This is a genomic window from Natrialba hulunbeirensis JCM 10989 (genome assembly GCF_000337575.1).
Taxonomy (GTDB): domain Archaea; phylum Halobacteriota; class Halobacteria; order Halobacteriales; family Natrialbaceae; genus Natrialba; species Natrialba hulunbeirensis.
The window spans coordinates 41,396-57,521 of the sequence record NZ_AOIM01000031.1; the positions used below are offsets into that span (position 1 = coordinate 41,396).

At 64.1% G+C, this 16,126-nt stretch carries 13 protein-coding genes; 10 read left to right on the forward strand and 3 right to left on the reverse strand.

Annotated elements, in window-relative coordinates:
* Positions 1–145 precede the first annotated feature (145 nt).
* The 3 genes from C483_RS09655 to pheT all read left to right on the forward strand — a co-directional run bounded on the left by C483_RS09655 (position 146) and on the right by pheT (position 5,354).
* Entirely contained in the window at positions 146–1,741 is a 1,596-nt protein-coding gene (locus C483_RS09655; RefSeq protein ID WP_006653171.1) for a hypothetical protein, read from the forward strand.
* Positions 1,742–2,127: 386 nt separating this feature from the next.
* Positions 2,128–3,636, forward strand: coding sequence for a phenylalanine--tRNA ligase subunit alpha (gene pheS / locus C483_RS09660; protein ID WP_006653172.1), 1,509 nt, complete (start codon positions 2,128–2,130; stop codon positions 3,634–3,636).
* Positions 3,636–5,354 carry a phenylalanine--tRNA ligase subunit beta gene (gene pheT / locus C483_RS09665; RefSeq protein WP_006653173.1) on the forward strand — a complete coding sequence of 573 codons (1,719 nt, stop codon included), beginning with the start codon at positions 3,636–3,638 and terminating at the stop codon, positions 5,352–5,354. The genes pheS and pheT overlap by 1 nt, the downstream gene beginning before the upstream one ends.
* A 23-nt stretch (positions 5,355–5,377) precedes the next feature.
* On the opposite strand, the gene C483_RS09670 is transcribed toward pheT, so the two are convergent.
* Together C483_RS09670 and C483_RS09675 are read right to left on the reverse strand one after the other, a co-directional pair.
* The gene (locus C483_RS09670; protein ID WP_006653174.1) at positions 5,378–8,422 is read right to left on the reverse strand and encodes a M14 family metallopeptidase; all 3,045 of its coding nucleotides are present in this window, start codon (positions 8,420–8,422) and stop codon (positions 5,378–5,380) included.
* A gap of 351 nt (positions 8,423–8,773) precedes the next feature.
* Positions 8,774–8,971, reverse strand: coding sequence for a hypothetical protein (locus tag C483_RS09675; protein WP_004215684.1), 198 nt, complete (start codon positions 8,969–8,971; stop codon positions 8,774–8,776).
* A 234-nt stretch (positions 8,972–9,205) separates the two neighbouring features.
* On the opposite strand from C483_RS09675, the gene C483_RS09680 reads away from it, so the two are divergent.
* Positions 9,206–9,514: a non-histone chromosomal MC1 family protein gene (locus C483_RS09680; protein WP_006653175.1), complete on the forward strand. Its 309-nt coding sequence runs from the start codon at positions 9,206–9,208 to the stop codon at positions 9,512–9,514.
* A 58-nt stretch (positions 9,515–9,572) separates the two neighbouring features.
* On the opposite strand, the gene C483_RS09685 is transcribed toward C483_RS09680, so the two are convergent.
* Positions 9,573–10,343 (reverse strand): bacteriorhodopsin, encoded by a 771-nt coding sequence (locus C483_RS09685; protein WP_241431501.1) that lies wholly within the window; start codon positions 10,341–10,343, stop codon positions 9,573–9,575.
* Between the two features lie 446 nt (positions 10,344–10,789).
* On the opposite strand from C483_RS09685, the gene pheA reads away from it, so the two are divergent.
* From pheA to leuS, 6 genes are all read left to right on the forward strand, one after another.
* Complete coding sequence (gene pheA / locus C483_RS09690; RefSeq protein ID WP_006653177.1) at positions 10,790–11,608, forward strand: prephenate dehydratase; 819 nt, start codon at positions 10,790–10,792, stop codon at positions 11,606–11,608.
* Positions 11,609–11,681: 73 nt separating this feature from the next.
* On the forward strand, positions 11,682–12,074 hold the full coding sequence (locus C483_RS09695; protein WP_006653178.1) for a hypothetical protein: 393 nt from the start codon (positions 11,682–11,684) through the stop codon (positions 12,072–12,074).
* 85 nt (positions 12,075–12,159) lie between these two features.
* Positions 12,160–12,615 carry a peroxiredoxin gene (locus tag C483_RS09700; protein WP_006653179.1) on the forward strand — a complete coding sequence of 152 codons (456 nt, stop codon included), beginning with the start codon at positions 12,160–12,162 and terminating at the stop codon, positions 12,613–12,615.
* A 95-nt stretch (positions 12,616–12,710) separates the two neighbouring features.
* On the forward strand, positions 12,711–13,133 hold the full coding sequence (locus C483_RS09705) for an Hsp20/alpha crystallin family protein (RefSeq protein WP_006653180.1): 423 nt from the start codon (positions 12,711–12,713) through the stop codon (positions 13,131–13,133).
* Positions 13,134–13,227: 94 nt separating this feature from the next.
* Positions 13,228–13,374, forward strand: a complete 147-nt coding sequence (locus C483_RS20240; RefSeq protein WP_160166257.1) for a hypothetical protein — start codon at positions 13,228–13,230, stop codon at positions 13,372–13,374.
* Positions 13,375–13,418: 44 nt separating this feature from the next.
* Positions 13,419–16,055 carry a leucine--tRNA ligase gene (leuS, locus tag C483_RS09710; RefSeq protein WP_006653181.1) on the forward strand — a complete coding sequence of 879 codons (2,637 nt, stop codon included), beginning with the start codon at positions 13,419–13,421 and terminating at the stop codon, positions 16,053–16,055.
* Positions 16,056–16,126: the final 71 nt, after the last annotated feature.

Here is a 16,126-nt window from a genome sequence, read left to right on the forward strand (position 1 = left end):
TCATTACCGCGTTCAAGATCGAGATACGAAGGCTGCTGACTACCCGGCTATCGAACTGACATTCATCTGTTTCTCCCGACAGCGAAGTTATGTTTTGGCGTCTGACGAAGATATATAGGCCCGTTCGTAAAAACACCGCCAACAGATGCCCGCCTCTCGCCCTCCCTTCGGGTCCGACGCCGATGACGCTGCAGACGACCTACTGCGGTGTGCGGACGTGCTCGGCTCGTTCGGCGTCACGGCGGCCGAGATCCGCTCGTCGCGCCACGCTGGCGGCGAGACCAGCGAGGCCAGCGAGGTCAACGAGAACCACAAGGACGACGACCTCGCGAGCGCGCTAGCCACCGAACTCGAGTCCGGTCGAAATCGAACGGCCGTGCTCCGCCAGCTAATTACCGAGAGCGAGCGCGGGCTCACCTGTTCAGCGCGCTACGCACAGGACGCCCTGGAGCGCGAACTCGTCGCCGTCTTCGACGCCATCGGCTGGTCGTTCCACTGCGAACAGCTCACCGCAGCGCTTCGGTCGGCCGACCGGCTTCACCTCCAGGCGACCGACTACCGGGGCCGGCAACGCGAGACGACAGTTGAGTACCCCAGCACGCCGCTCGGCACCGACAACCTGCCGGCCATCCTGCAGGCGATCAACGCCTCGATTCTGGCTGGCACCGACGCGCAGTTCGTCCTTCTCTCGACCGGCGTCGACCGCTGGCGCGCCGCACTCGTGAAGGCGAGTGCACTCGAGTCCCTTCGTGACCGGTACGGTGAGCGGATCGACATCGGTGTGGATGGCGAGCCACTGCTGCCCGAGCACGGGGTGGCGGCGTACGTGCCCGACGAATCGGGAGGGGACTCGAGTACCGTTCCCGATGGCGAGGGACCGTGGCCCGACTGGGCGGAGGGTCGCGAACGAGAACGGGGGCGGAAGCGGGGACAGGAGCAGGGTCGTGGGCAGGGGCAGAGACGCGGACAACAGCGTGGCCAAGACGGCGGCCGAAGCCAGGACAGAGACAGTGTCCAACCAACGCTGGACGAGTTCGGGTCGCTGGTCGAGGAGGCGGAGGGAGACGACGAGGGTGCCAAGGTGGGTGACGTGTCATCGACCTCATCGGCGTCCACTCAGTCCGCTAGCGATTCGTCGGCGAAGGCGACCGGGACGACAGCGGCCAGTGGCGAGTTCGAACTCCGCGGCTCGCCGAGTGTGTCGCGGGTGAGCGACGGGAGGGACCAGAGTGACGGAAGTGGCGGAAGTGGCGGAAGTGGCGGGAGTACCGAAAGTGACGGGAGCGACAAGGAGGGCAGCGCACGAAATCAAGGAGCCGAAACGAGCGCTGGAACTGCACTCGAGAGGTTCGGTCGTCCATCGGGGAAGGAAGTGGAGGAGACGGCGGACAGCACTGCAACGGCCACCGACGACTTCGGCTCGCTCTCTGGCACCAGCACCACGGCACGCGTCTCGAACGACTCTTTCGGCAGCGACGTCGAGTGGGAGACCGAAGACGACCGGTATCGTGCGCTGGGGGCAGCCCTCGGCGCAGGTGGCGCTGTGTCAGTTCGGGGCCTACTCGAGGACGACGAGTTCCTCCCGGAACTCCCGGCAGCCGAGAAGGCGGAGACGCGCATCGAGTTCGCGGACGCGTTCGATCCAGCAGCAGTAACGCGAGCGAAGTCGGCGGCCGAGCAGTCGGGGTTCGTCTGGGTCGAGTCGGGATCGCTGGAGACGACGCGGGTGTCGAACTCGTAGACGGCGAGGAGTCCGATCAGCGGAGTAAGGCGATGGAAGACGAGAAGCGATTGCCGAACATCGCGTGCGATCACTGTCACCGTCCCGCAACGCTTTTGAATCGCGCATCGTATCCAACGCGTATGGCACCCGAATCCACCGCCTGTGCCAGCGTCGTGCGAAAGCCACAGCTCTCGTGTTCAGGATTCGGGTTCGTTTTTGCGGACTGAGGGAGTCGGCGGACCCGCGGGGACCCACACCGGGTTGACGCGGCGAAACCGGCCGCAGGCGCACCGTTCGGCGTCGTGAGGGACATCACCAGCTCCTCGACCTCGAACCGCGCCACTGCAGTATCGGTCCGAGTCGGAACCGCTAACTGACCACCACGCAGCCATCTATACAAGCGAATGCAACTACCAGCAGCACAGGTCGCGGTCTTGGAGGCCGCGAGCGCGGACGAAGCAACGTCCGTCGACGCCCTCGCCGAGGCGACCGACCTGCCCCCAGAGACCGTTACCGGCGCGGTCTTCGAACTCGAAGCGGAGGGGCTCGTCACCGTCTCGGAACGCGTCGACGAAACGATCACACTCACCGACGAAGGACGCGAGTACGCCGAGAGCGAACTGCCCGAAATAAGCCTCTACGAGGCCGCACTCGAGGCCGGTGCCGACGACGACCCCGTCTCGATGGGACAGGTCATCGGCGCGTCCGGACTCGAGGGCAGCGCCGTCGACATCGCGCTCTCGAACTACGCGCGCAAGGGGTACGGACAGATCGACAGCGGTGAGATCACCGCGGACTCAGACGCCGATCCGACCAGCGACGAGGAGGCGAGTGCACTCGAGTCCCTCGCTACAGGCGACGGACTCGACGACGCCGAAGTTCGCGATCAACTCGAGCGGCGTGGGTTGCTCGAAATTAGCGAGACGACGGTCCGCGAGGTCACGCTCACTGACGACGGCGTGACGGAGCTGATGGCGGGACTCGAGACGGCCGAGACGGTCGGCCAGGTCACCCCAGACCTCTTGACCGGCGGCGACTGGGAAGACGTTGAGTTCGCCGAGTACAACGTCGAAGCGGACGCAGAGCAGTTCGAGGGCGGCCGCGTGCACATCCTGCGCCAGACGGCCGACCGCGTAAAGGACGTCCTCGTCGGCATGGGCTTTCAGGAGATGGAAGGCCCGCACGTCGACGCGGACTTCTGGATCAACGACTGTCTGTTCATGCCCCAGGACCACCCGGCGCGCACGCACTGGGACCGGTTCGCGCTGGAGCAGCCGACGCACATCGACGACCTCCCCGAGGACCTCGTCGCAGACGTCGAGCGCGCACACAAGGAAGGCGTCGGCCCGGACGGTGAGGGCTATCACTCGCCGTGGGACGAGGACTTCGCCCGCGCACTCGCGCTTCGCGGCCACACGACCTCACTCTCGACGCGCTATCTCTCCGGCGAGGAAATCGGCGAAATCGAACCGCCAGCGCGCTTCTTCAGCGTCGAGAAGGTCTACCGCAACGACACCCTCGATCCAACGCACCTGCTGGAGTTCTTCCAGATCGAGGGCTGGGTGATGGCCGAGGACCTCTCGGTCCGTGACCTGATGGGGACCTTCGAGGAGTTCTACGCCCAGTTCGGTATCGAGGACATCCAGTTCAAACCCCACTACAACCCCTACACCGAGCCGTCGTTCGAACTGTTCGGGACCCACCCGACGACGGGCGAACTCGTCGAGATCGGCAACTCCGGCATCTTCCGCGAGGAGATGTTAGAGCCACTTGGTGTCGAGTGCGACGTGATGGCCTGGGGGCTTGCCCTCGAACGGCTACTCATGCTGATGTACGGCTTCGAGGACATCCGAGACATCCACGGCACGCTGTGTGACCTGGAACTGCTGCGCGAGACGGAGGTGACCTACTGATGCCAACGGTCGATATCGACCCCGACGAACTGCGCGACCTGACCGGCCACGACGACGTGGGCGACGAGGAACTCAAAGACGACCTGTTCGGCCTCGGACTCGAGTTCGAGGGCCACACCGAGGACGGCGCGTTCGAACTCGAGTTCGCGCCGGATCGCCTCGACCGCCTTTCGGTCGAGGGTGTAGCGCGCTCGCTTCGCTACCAGTACGGCGACGCCCGCGGCGTGCACGTTCCCTCGACGAACTCGGCGGAGTGGTCGATCACAGTCGACGACTCCGTGCCGGACGAGCGCCCGTACGTGACTGGCGCGGTGATCCGCGACGTGAGTCTGGACGAGGATGGACTGGACTCGCTCATCCAGTTGCAGGAGAAACTCCACGCGACGATGGGGCGAAAGCGCGCGAAGGGTGCGATCGGGATTCACGACCTGACCATGCTGAAAGGCGCGTCGGCTACCGACACCGATACCCCAACCATTGAGTACGTCGGCGTCGAACCCGACGAGGACCGCTTCGTCCCGCTCGATTCGGACGCCGAACTGACGCCCGCCGAAGTCCTGGAGGAGCACGACACGGGCCGCACCTACGCGGATCTCGTCAGCGAGTACGAACGCTACCCAGCGATTTACGACGACATCGGCCTGTTCTCGTTCCCGCCCGTCATCAACGGCCGCCGGACCGAAGTGTCGACGGAGTCCCGAGACCTGTTCGTCGAGATGACCGGCACCGACCAGTGGACGATCGACAAGATGCTCAACATCGTCTGCTACGCGCTCGCGGCCCGCGGGGCGACGATCGAGGATGTGACGGTCCAGTATCCTGATCATGAACTCGTTCGTCCGGATCTCTCGACGAAAACGAAATCCGTCCCGCACAAGCGCATCGAGACGATTCTGGGAATTAACCTCGATCCTAACGAAGTGGTCGACCTGGCAGAACGATCCGGACTCGAAGCCACAAAAGAAGACAGCGAAGACGCCGACGAACTCGTCTACGAGTTCACCATCCCACCCTACCGCGTCGACGTCCTCCACCCGCTCGACGTCATCGACGACCTCGGGCGCGCTTACGGCTTCAACGAACTCGAGCCGGAATACCCCGACGTGGGCACCGTCGGTGGCCGCCACGAGCGCTCCCGACTCGAGGACGCCGCGCGAACGCAACTCGTTGGCCTCGGCTTCGAGGACCTGCTCAACTTCCACATGATCAGCGAGGCGGAGAACTACGAGCGCCTCGGCGTGTCTCCCAACGCGGACGCCTACGGCGCTGGCGAGGCCGCGACGATCAAGGAACCCTACAGCGAGGACTTCACAATGTTGCGGACGTGGGTCATGCCGTCGCTTCTGATGGTCTTAGAGCGCAACACCCACCGCGCGTACCCACAGCACCTCGCAGAGATCGGCTTCACCGCCGCCGTCGATAAGTCCGAGAACACCGGCGTCACCGAGCAGCGCCACGTCGGTGCCGTGCTCGCGAACCACGACGCTGGCTACGAGGACGCCAAGGCGCGCCTGCAGGCGCTGGCACGACGGTTCGACGTGGAACTCGAGACGCCGCCGACCGAGCACCCGACCTTTATCTCTGGTCGGACGGCTGCCGTCGTCATCGACGGTGAGGAGGTCGGCGTCATCGGCGAAGTCCACCCGAAGGTGCTCGTCGAACACGACCTCGAGGTGCCGGTTGCGGCGTTCGAGTTCGAGCTGGCGGCGCTACAGTAGTCGCGGCTCTCTTTTCGTGGTGGCTACCTGACCTCGCCGTACGTTCGCACCAGTTCTCCGTCAGCGTAGCGGCGCTGCTCGAAGCCGAGTGCGTTACACAGCAGGGTGTGACCCATGAACGACACCGCGTAGTCCGCCATCCCGAACGGATGGAGTTCGGTCTGCTGGGCCGGCGGGAGCACCGAGCCGACGACGGCGATTTCGCCAGCATCTCCGTTTCCGGCTGCGGGAAGCAGCCCCGCAGCGACACCCGACTCGAGTTGGGTCGATTCGCCGTCTTGCAGTGCGGCCGTGGTGAACGACCCGGCGACGGAACCGCCAGCCGCCTCGAAGGCGTCCGCATCGACGATGGTCGCGGGCTGGTCGACACCGGTCGTGTAGCCGAGCTGTGACCCCTTCCAGATCTCCTGCTGGCGGGTTCTGATGCCGGCCAGCAGCGGGTGCTCGAAGTCCCGATCCTCGAGGTTGGCGAACGGCACGAGGATGTTCGCGATATTGTCGTCCGTGATGGCTGTGGCCGCACCGGTCTCGAGTACCGCGAGCAGGTTGACACCCGAGTCCGTGAGGACGAGGTCGCCGCCAGCCTCGACGAAGTCCTCGAGTGCACCGACGTAGTCGGGGTCGTCGATACCGTCGTCGTGGGAGACGACGACCTTGTCGTAATGGCGCATGCCGGAGTTCCCGCGGAGGAGTCGGCCGACGCTGACGTGGTGGACGCTCATGCCGTCCATGTTGCCGTCGACGACGTCGTCGTCGAGATCCGCGAAGAACTCCATCGGGTTGACCGAGTACTCGCGCTGTTCGTAGCCGAGTACCTCCACTGGGTCCGGGATCTCCTCGTCGTCCGCCACGTCGACGACCGTCGTGAGGACGTTGAGTTCGGCGTCGCTCTCCGCCTCGATGGTCCACTGGCCGGCCTCGGGCCGGCGCACGAAGACCTCCTCAAAGTCGTGCGTTCGCGCGGCCTGATTTCGTGGGTCAGCCTTCGCGTCGATGTCGATTTCGTGGACGACGGTGCCGTCGGGGTTTCGGACGCGAACGGTCCCCTCGGTCGCGTTGCCGACGCCCTCGAGGTCGACGAACAGCGAGTGGGAGTCCGCGGTCGTCTCGGCGCTGAGTTGGGACTGGGTGCCGGGACCCGGCTGGACGACCTCGTGGCTGCGCTGGACCGACGTTGCGCGGTCCTGTCCCTGCCCGCGGCCCCGTCCGGGGCCGCCACGACCAGGACCACCTCGTCCGGGCTGGTCGTCGGTGTGTGGCAGATCCGCCGAGGTTCGCGTCAGTTCGTCCGTCGTGACGTACGCAGTGTCCTGGCCACCGGTTTCGACGGTCGCGTGCGTCTCGCGAGCCGTCATCGCGGCATACTCGCGCATCGAGATCCGGTAGGCCTCCTCGTAGTGGCGTGTCCAGTAGGGCTTCCACTCCTTCTGTGCGGCGGTGTAGTGGTTCGAGAGGATGATCTCCGGTGCAACGGTGATCGCACCGAGCCCGCCGAACTCCTCGGGCTGGCCGGCCCAGCCGAGGAAGCCGCCGGTGATCTGGTAGGACAGCGAGTCGTAGATCGTTCCCCAGTCGAACAGGCCGTTGTAGCTGTCGCCGTCCGGCACGAACGGTGAGCCGTACATCTCCTCGCCGGCCGTGGCGATGTCGTCCGCGATCGCGTCGATATCGCCCCAGAACTCCTGCATCCCTTCGCCGATCTGGATGTTAACCTCGTCTAAATCGTGCGTGCCGTCGTGGTCGAACGGCGCGTTCGTCTCGAGGTTGAACACCATGTGATCCGCGGTGTACATCCCGTGGTAGTCACAGAGGAACGCCACGTTGTCGTACTCGCGGAAGTGCTCGACGATGGCGAGCGAATCAGGCACGAGGTCGTGGAACTCCTCAGGCGCACCCTCCGGCTCCGCCGGCCGGAAGCTCGGATTCGTCCAGCCCATCGTCGGATACTGGCGATTGGTGTCGACCGGCTGCCCCTCGAACGTGCTCGCGTTGCCGCGCTGGAAGTTGGTGTTGTGGTCGGCAACCCACGGAATCTCGGTCTGGGGCTTGCGCGAAACCCAGCCGTCCGGGTTCGTGAACAGGAACAGCAAGACGATATCGTCGAGCAGGTACTCGAAATCGTCCGCCTCGCCGCGTGCGATTTCTTCGATCAGCCGACAGCCGGCCTCCGTTCCCGCCCGCTCGTCGCCGTGGATGTTGAGCGAATAGACGACCTTCTCCTTCGCGGCGAACGAGGAATCGTCCTGCACGTCGTTCGTCACCTCAGCCACGTAGATATCCCGCGGGTCGGCGTCCTCGCCAGTGTACAGGTTCGCCCACCCAGGTGACTCGCCGATCGACTGCACGCGAACGCGGTCCGAGTGCGTGTCCTCGATGTACTCGAGTGCCTGGACCGTCTCCTCGTAGGCGATGTACTCGCGCGCCTCCTCGATCGGTGGGAAGACGCCGTCCGCGTAGGGTGCCTCGAGTGTCCACCAGGGGTTGGCACCGGGTGCGAAGTTCATTGCGTCGATACCATCACCGTCGTCGCCATCACCCAGCGCGAGCACGTCCTCGACCTCCGACGCCGTGAGGTGTGCGTGTGCGGATAGCGTCGGCGACTCGCGGGTGACAGCCTTCGGTGCGCGCGAGAGTTCCGGATCTGGGTCCTCCTCGTACTCGTCTGCGAACGCGTTGAAGGTGTCCTGGTCGGTGAAGACGATGCTGGTCGCAGCCTCGTACTCCTCGGGCGTGTGATTGATGACGTACTCGAGTTCGTCGCTGAGGACGTCGTCGCTCACGTCGGCGGTAGCGCTCCCGGGGAGTGCGAGGGCGGCACCGGTTGCAGCAGAGAGGGAGAGGAACGTCCGTCGGTCGATGCGAGAGTCGGTCTCGAAGGTGTCTGTTGGTGTGCCTGTCGGTGTGTCTGGAGAGGCTGCATCTGGGGAGGCCGTTTCTGTGGCGGCTAGGTCGGATCCAGGTACAGGCCGTGAGTGACCGTCGGTCGACTGGTGAGAACGGTCGTCTTCGTCGGTTGGCTCGTCAGCGGTACGCTGCGGGTCAGTCTCGTTGTCTGCATTATGTGACATTCTCGCTCACGTGGTTGTTACCCACGGAAATAGTCGACCACAATACGATACAAGTATTGTGTGAAAGGAGCGACAGTCACTGGAATACATATGTTTACAACAACGGACGTTGTGGAATCGAAGTCTGGCCGAACGGGCGTAGTGAGAGCGAAGAGAGCAGCCCATACAGCGGGTCAGAAACGTAGTTACCGGAGTCCGGCTACGGTGGCCACAGCACAGCGCGGCCGCTCACGGAACATGGGTGGCGCGCATCGGAACGTTCAGCGATAACCGGTCAGCGACGACGCGGTGAACGGCGATGCGTGCGTGAGATAGTCAGAATCGATACGACAGACGGTGGTGACCGGACAGCTAGAACTCGTGTTCGACGTCGTCCTCGTCGGCCTTCTGGATGATGATTTTTCCGTCCCGGACTCGGACGAAGACTTCGTCGCCGATATCCATCCCCGCGACTGCGAGTTCGTCCTCGTGGAGATTGAGGTGGACGTTGTGATAGTTGCCGTCTTCGTCTTTCGCACCGCTTGGACTCAGCTTCTTTTTCCGTACCATCGCGGGATTCTATGACGAACTTCGCCGTAGGATATACTTAAGTGTTTTCGACGCCTCGGCGAATGACCGTCTCACACACCGATTGGGCACCCAATCGAGTGAGGGAACGGACGATAGCGGCCGATAGTGCGGAAACGTCGCTGACGTACGCACTTAAAGATACCGGCGCAGTCGGTCGATTTTCGGGGATATATTTATGTCGGACCGTGTGCTGGTTTCGCACGGAGCAAAACCATGGTACGAGAAGACGGTAAGCGAAACTTTGCGCTGCGGTCGTCGAACGGTGAAGAAGAAAGTGTGTTCTCTGGGAACACACCACGCCAGGCCGCCCTCAAGGCAGCCCGGCGACTCGACCCTGGCTCGAGTGAGGACGAAGCCGATCGAACCGAGCTTCGACTGCGTGAGAAGGGAACGGACAAGGTCCATATCTACGACGGCTGGGCCTGGGAGGAGACGGCACCCGATGACAAACCTGACTGGATGCCTGACGAGATCACGGAGGCCAACGTCTCCAAGAAAGGGATCGACCACCTCGAAGAATAACGCTTTTGTCGACGATTTCGTGTGAACGGCTCCAGAGTGGTCACACTGTCCGGCGGGGCTAATCCGCGTGTTCCGCTCGGTCCGTTGGCCTGCCTGGCCCATCCGAACCGCCCTCTCCCCCACTGTAGTCCGACTCGCGGTCGGTTCCAAGCGAGAGCAGTCTGGTCGTCGAAGCGGTCTGTGAGAGCGCTCGGCGGCTTCGGACGACGATGCCACCAAACCCGAGGATCAAGATCATCTCGACGTAGATCACGACGAGTTGGCCGACGAAGTCGTCGGCGAGACCGGCTCCTTCGGACATGAGTCCGGTTGCAACCAGTCCGACCCAGCCGAGAACGATGAGATACTTGAGTTTGGTAAACAGCAGTCGCCGCTCGGACTCGAGTGCCTCGGCGGCGCGGCTGAAGGGACCAAACAGGAGGTACAGGCCAAGCCCCAGCGCTGCAAACGTCCCGAGGGTCGCGACGAGCGCGAGAGCGCCGTCGATGAACCAGCTTCCGAGGGTAATCCAGACACGACCGAGAACTGCAGCGAACAAGAGCAGCGTCAGCCGTCGCCCGACGCCGGCAATCGCACAGATGACGAGGACGATTGCGATCCACATGAACGTGTAGCCGACGAAGCGAAGCACGTCGGTTTCGGCGCCAAAGAGACCACTCGCGAGCGCCATCAGCAGGTACGCGAGCCCCATCGCGCTGGCGGCGACGGCTGCAGCGTAGCCGTAGCGGTGGGGGCCGGACGGCAGCGATCGTGCGTAGCCGCCGAAGATTGCAGCGGCTGCGAGCAACACGGCACTCGAGACGGCGAGCATCGGTGTCGTGTCGATCACGAGAATCTCCCTCCGAGCGAACGGACGATCGGTAGTCGGGTGCGATTCGACGGCTGTCGATCCGGTGTGAGCTGCGGTCGTCTCATCTGTAGTCGTCTCCGGAGGGAGTGTGGAAGCGGGATGTGCAGACGACTGTCTCGATACCGGATAACTGTTATCGCCGATTTGGGTGGTACCGGCGCAGAGAACGGGGTTGACTTCCACGGATCGAAGAGTGAGTATCCTTCACAATGACTGCCCTGGGGTGAGAAGCCAAGCTATAGTAACAACTGCAACTAGTTACACACTGATCGCACTTCCGCAGTTCTCGCTCGCTCCATTCGCTCCGAACCGCGCTGCCGCCGTGCGATCAGGTATGCAGTGACTTGCAGTGGCTACTATACGACACCGGCAATCGTCAGTTCGAACCCCGGGTATTTTGACCGTCTCTCGGCAAACAGAAGGCGATGACTGCAGTAACTCTCGGCCCCGAAGGGACCTACTCTCACCGGGCGGCTCAGGCGATCGCCGACGCGGACGCGATCGACTTTCGCCAGTCCGTCACCTCGATCGTCGACGCCGTCGCGACCGGCGAGTACGACCGCGGCGTGATCCCCATCGAAAACAGTATCGAGGGCAGCGTCACGGAAAGCCTCGACGCGCTCGCCGAGTACGACGTCGCCGTCGTCCGCGAGATCGTCACCCCGATCAAGCACGCACTCCTCGCGCAGGGGCCGGGCTTCGAAACGATCGCCAGCCACTCCCAGGCGCTCGCCCAGTGTCGCGCCTACCTCGAGCGTGAGTACCCCGACGCCACGCTCGAAGCCGTCGCGAGCACGGCCCAGGGCGTCGAGTTCGCCCGCGACGATCCAACCATCGCCGGCATCGGCCATCCCGCCAACGCCGACACCGGCACCGAACTCGAAGTCCTCGCCGAAGACATTCAGGATCAGGACTCCAACGCGACGCGATTCTTCGCCGTCGCGCCCGCCGAGGACCGTTCGAAAGGCGGCGGCAAGACGACGCTGGTCGTCTACCCGAACGCGAACTATCCCGGCCTGCTACTCGAACTCCTCCAGCCGTTTGCCGACCGGGATATCAACCTGACTCGCGTCGAGTCCCGACCGAGCGGCCAGCGGCTGGGAGATTACGTCTTCCACGTCGATATCGAGGCGGGGCTCTACGAGGCACGGACGAACGAGGCGATTGCCGAGTTAGAGGAACTCGCCGAAAACGGCTGGGTCCGCCGACTGGGCTCGTACGATCTCGAGCACGTGGTCGAGTAACCCGAGTAGCGGGAGAGCGACCCCGCACTGTTGGCAAGATTTCTTTTATGTCACTACCTCCTCGCTCAGCGTGATGACAACAGCGAGCAGCCTCCCGGACCCGAATGAGTACGAGTGGGACTTCGAAACGCGCGGTCGCGTCGGCATCTGGTTCATGAAGGGCTGGCAGGGCTTCGCCGACGAAGACCTCGACGCAGCCAGTGATCACTACCGAGAACGCGGCAAGCGAGCCGACATCGACGCGACGCTTGCGGTCTTCGGCGACGAAACGAACCTCCCCAAAGAAACGCAGGAGTATATGGGCGAGGAGTGGTCCGCCAACGGCGCGTACACCGGCGTCGACAAGATCGGCTTCGTCTCCGAGGGAACCACGGCCCTGGCGGTGAAGTCACGGGTCGACGTCGACGATGCGAGCGTAGAGAGCTTCAGCGATCTGGAGACGGCACTCGAGTGGGCACAAGCGTAAGTTTCGTTTCGCTGCGATCGGGCACCGGCCAGTACCAGTCAGGCGCACCGAAACGCGTTTCCGCGCCATCGCAGTACGACCGGACATGCCACTCGAGACAGGCGACGACGCACCCGACGTGAGCGCACCGAATCAGGACGGCGAGGCAGTCTCGCCTGCGTTCGACGAGCCGACGGTCCTCTACTTCTACCCGCGCGACGACACTCCCGGCTGTACGACCGAGGCCACCCAGTTCCAGCGCGAGCAAGAGACCTACCGCGAGGCCGGCGTCGACGTCTACGGCGTCTCGACCGACGACGTGGAGTCCCACCAGTCGTTTGCCGAGGCGGAGGGGCTCGAGTTCGACCTGCTCGCGGATCCGGATGGCCAGGTTGCCGACGCCTTTGGCGTCGAGGTCGAGGGCGGCGCGGCCGCGCGAACGACGTTTCTGCTCGCCGACAGCGAAGTGCAGGCGGTCTACGAGGATGTCGATCCGGACGGTCACGCGCGCGATGTGTTGCTCGATGCGATGGACGAGGGGCTGGTGACGCTGCCGGAGTGAGCGGCGCACGGGCCACCGCACCCGAAAACGAAGGCGATGGTTCTGTTGTTCATCCGCGGGCAGAATTTATCCCCGTCGAACACCTATGAACAGGTATGCGACGAAACCCGTTCGACGAACTCGAGGACATGCTCGACCGCGTCAGCAAGCAGGTTGAGGAGGGAATGGCCGGCGGCGGCCTGCAGGTACCCGGCTCCGTCCCGGTGGACGTCGCCGATCGCCACGACGAGTACGTGGTGACGGCCGACCTCCCGGGCTACGACGTCGAGGATATCGACCTCACGCTCTCGGACGGGACGCTCCGTCTCGAGGCAACCCGTGCAGACGAAGAGGAAGAATACGTCGAGGGACGGTACCTCCGACGCGAGCGGACGCGAAAGTCGGCGAACCGCCAGATTCGACTGCCGGATCCGGTCGACGAGGACGCGGTCGACGCCGGCTACGAGAACGGCGTGTTGACCGTTCGGCTTCCGAAGGAGTCGACTGACGAGGAGTCAAAGCAGATCGACATCGAGTGAACGAGTACTCGAGTACCCGAACAATCGAGTACTCGAGAGGACCCCGCGGCGGACACAGCACCGCAACGGCTGTTTTTCGGTTCGGTGGATCCCAATGCCCGAGTCGGAGCACGCTGGCCGAGTCAGTAGCGCCGGACACGCACCGGGTGACCGGATGGTCGCTCGAATACACGAACTGGCCCGGATTCGAACGGAGGGGGCGAGGAAACGGACGAAGACGGCGTCGAGCGCCGGCAAGTGATGGAAAGTTATACAGCCTCGACGCTCTCAGAGCTATATAAGCAAATGAGCGACGCGGGATACGACCACGCAGCAGTCGAGCAACGCTGGCAGGCCGCGTGGGACGACGCGGACGCGTATCGGACATCGGACGACGTCGACGATCCGACGTACGTCCTCGGGATGTATCCGTACCCGTCCGGGAAACTCCACATGGGCCACGTCCGAAACTACACGATCACGGACGCCTACGCCCGATACCGACGGATGTGCGGCGACGACGTCCTCCACCCGATGGGCTGGGACGCCTTCGGCCTCCCCGCCGAGAACGCGGCCAAGGATCGCGACACCAACCCGCGCGACTGGACGTTCGACTGCATCGACACGATGCGCGATCAGATGCGCGCGATGGGCTTTGGCTACGACTGGGATCGGGAAATCGCGACCTGTACGCCTGAGTACTACCAGTGGAACCAGTGGCTCTTCTCCCGGTTCCACGAGGAAGACCTCGTCGAGCGCCGCGACGCCGAAGTGAACTGGTGTCCCGAGTGTGAAACCGTCCTCGCCGACGAACAGGTCGAGGGCGAGGCCGAACTCTGCTGGCGCTGTGACACCCCCGTCGAGCAGCGCGAACTCGAGCAGTGGTTCCTGAAGATCACCGAGTACGCGGACGAGTTGCTGGAGGATATCGACGATCTCGAGGGGTGGCCGAACTCGGTCCGCCAGATGCAACGCAACTGGATTGGCCGTCAGTACGGTTCCGAAGTGGAGTTCGAAATCGGCGGTCACGGCTCTGTTACCGCCTTTACGACCCGTCTTGACACCATCCACGGTGCGACGTTCTTCGCGCTCGCGCCGGACCACCCGATCAGCGAGCAGGCTGCCGAGGAGGACGAGGAGGTCCGCCACTTCATCGAGCACGAGGCAGACCCTGAGGGCGACGAGCCAAACGGCGTCGCGACCGACCTGACGGCAACGAACCCCGTGACGGGCGAGGAGATTCCCGTCTACGTCGCGGACTTCGTCCTCTCGGATGTCGGAACGGGCGCGCTGATGGCCGTTCCCGGTCACGACGAGCGCGACCACGCCTTCGCCGAGAAGATGGGCGAGGAAATCGTCCCCGTCATCGCACCCGAACCCGAGGAGGGCGAAGAGGGCGAGGAACCGGAGATTCCGGACGTTAGCGAGGGAGCGTTCACCGAGGACGGAGTGCTGGTCAACTCGGGTGAGTACGACGGACTGGACAGCGAAACAGCCCGCGAGCGCCTGACCGAGGACATCGAGAGCGCCGAGCACACCACACAGTACCAGCTGCGCGACTGGGGGATTTCCCGCCAGCGCTACTGGGGAACGCCGATTCCGGTCGTCCACTGTCACGACGGCTGTGGCTCGGTCGTCGTCCCCGACGAAAACCTGCCCGTCGAGTTGCCCGAGTTCATCAACACCACCGGCAACCCGCTGGACGCCGCCGAGGAGTGGAAGCAGACGACCTGTCCCGACTGTGGCGGCGACGCCACCCGCGAGACGGACACGATGGACACCTTCGTCGACTCCTCGTGGTACTTCCTGCGGTACGTCTCACCCGACCTGGAGGAGGCACCGTTCGACCTGGCGCGTGCGAACGACTGGATGCCGGTCGACCAGTACGTCGGCGGTATCGAACACGCCGTGATGCACCTGCTGTACTCGCGATTCTTCACCAAAGTCCTCGCAGACCACGAGGACTTAGAACACCGCGAGCCGTTCACGAACCTGCTCGCCCAGGGAATGGTCCAGCTGGAGGGCGAGAAGATGTCCAAGTCGAAAGGGAACACGGTCTCGCCCCAGCGGATCGTCGAGGAGTACGGGGCCGACACCGCGCGCCTGTTCATGATGCAGGCCGCCCAGCCCGAGCGCGACTTCGACTGGAGCGAGGAGGGCGTGCGCTCGACGAACGCCTTCCTGACGCGGCTGAAGGAGATGGTCGAGGAGTTCGCCGCAGAACGGCCAGACGGCGAGGATGACGCCATCGCCCGCTACGTTGCAAACGAGATCGACGCGACGGTCGCCATCGCCGGCGGCGAGTACGACGACCTGACGTTCAACCGTGCACTCCGCGAGACCCAGGACCTCGTTCGCACGCTGCGCCAGTATGCGGCGTACACCGAACCCCACACAGAAACCTACGAGCGTGGCCTCTCTGCGGTCGTGCGCCTGCTCGCGCCCGTCGCACCGCATCTGGCAGAGGAGCTGTACGCCGAACTCGGCACCGACGAGGACGAGGACGAGGGCGCGTTCGTCGTCGACGCACCGTGGCCGACCGCGACCGTCGATCGCGAGTACGTCACGAAGCGCCGCCAGCTCGTCGAAAACACCCGCGAGGACGTCCGCGACATCATCGACGTCGCCGGCATCAAGGACCCGCAGGCGATCGACGTCGTCGTCGCACCCGACTGGAAGTACGATGCACTCGAGATCGCCATCGAAAGCGACGCACCNGATGTGTATAAGAGACAGGACTACGGTCAGGACCTGCAAGCCGAACGCGAAGCGCTGTCGATGACGCTCGGTCCCGACGAGGAACACGAGGTACTCGAGTCCGCCGCGTGGCTCCTCGAGCGCGAGTTCGAGGCGCCGGTCTCGGTCGTCCACGCAGACGAGGTCGACGAGAGTGTGCTGAAGAACGCCGAGCCGGGACGGCCGGCGATCGAGATCGACGACTGAGACGGTCCGGTGTAGTCGCTGTTGGCGCAACCGCGAGCAGTCTGCGGTCGCGCCGGCAACCCGTCACAGCA

What these genes read in the sequence shown, in the direction of transcription:
- C483_RS09655 (WP_006653171.1), top strand. Translation starts at nt 146, where the DNA reads ATGCCCGCCTCTCGCCCTCCCTTCGGGTCCGACGCCGATGACGCTGCA.
- pheS (WP_006653172.1), top strand. Translation starts at nt 2,128, where the DNA reads ATGCAACTACCAGCAGCACAGGTCGCGGTCTTGGAGGCCGCGAGCGCG.
- pheT (WP_006653173.1), top strand. Translation starts at nt 3,636, where the DNA reads ATGCCAACGGTCGATATCGACCCCGACGAACTGCGCGACCTGACCGGC.
- C483_RS09670 (WP_006653174.1), bottom strand. Translation starts at nt 8,422, where the DNA reads ATGTCACATAATGCAGACAACGAGACTGACCCGCAGCGTACCGCTGAC.
- C483_RS09675 (WP_004215684.1), bottom strand. Translation starts at nt 8,971, where the DNA reads ATGGTACGGAAAAAGAAGCTGAGTCCAAGCGGTGCGAAAGACGAAGAC.
- C483_RS09680 (WP_006653175.1), top strand. Translation starts at nt 9,206, where the DNA reads ATGGTACGAGAAGACGGTAAGCGAAACTTTGCGCTGCGGTCGTCGAAC.
- pheA (WP_006653177.1), top strand. Translation starts at nt 10,790, where the DNA reads ATGACTGCAGTAACTCTCGGCCCCGAAGGGACCTACTCTCACCGGGCG.
- C483_RS09695 (WP_006653178.1), top strand. Translation starts at nt 11,682, where the DNA reads ATGACAACAGCGAGCAGCCTCCCGGACCCGAATGAGTACGAGTGGGAC.
- C483_RS09700 (WP_006653179.1), top strand. Translation starts at nt 12,160, where the DNA reads ATGCCACTCGAGACAGGCGACGACGCACCCGACGTGAGCGCACCGAAT.
- C483_RS09705 (WP_006653180.1), top strand. Translation starts at nt 12,711, where the DNA reads ATGCGACGAAACCCGTTCGACGAACTCGAGGACATGCTCGACCGCGTC.
- C483_RS20240 (WP_160166257.1), top strand. Translation starts at nt 13,228, where the DNA reads ATGCCCGAGTCGGAGCACGCTGGCCGAGTCAGTAGCGCCGGACACGCA.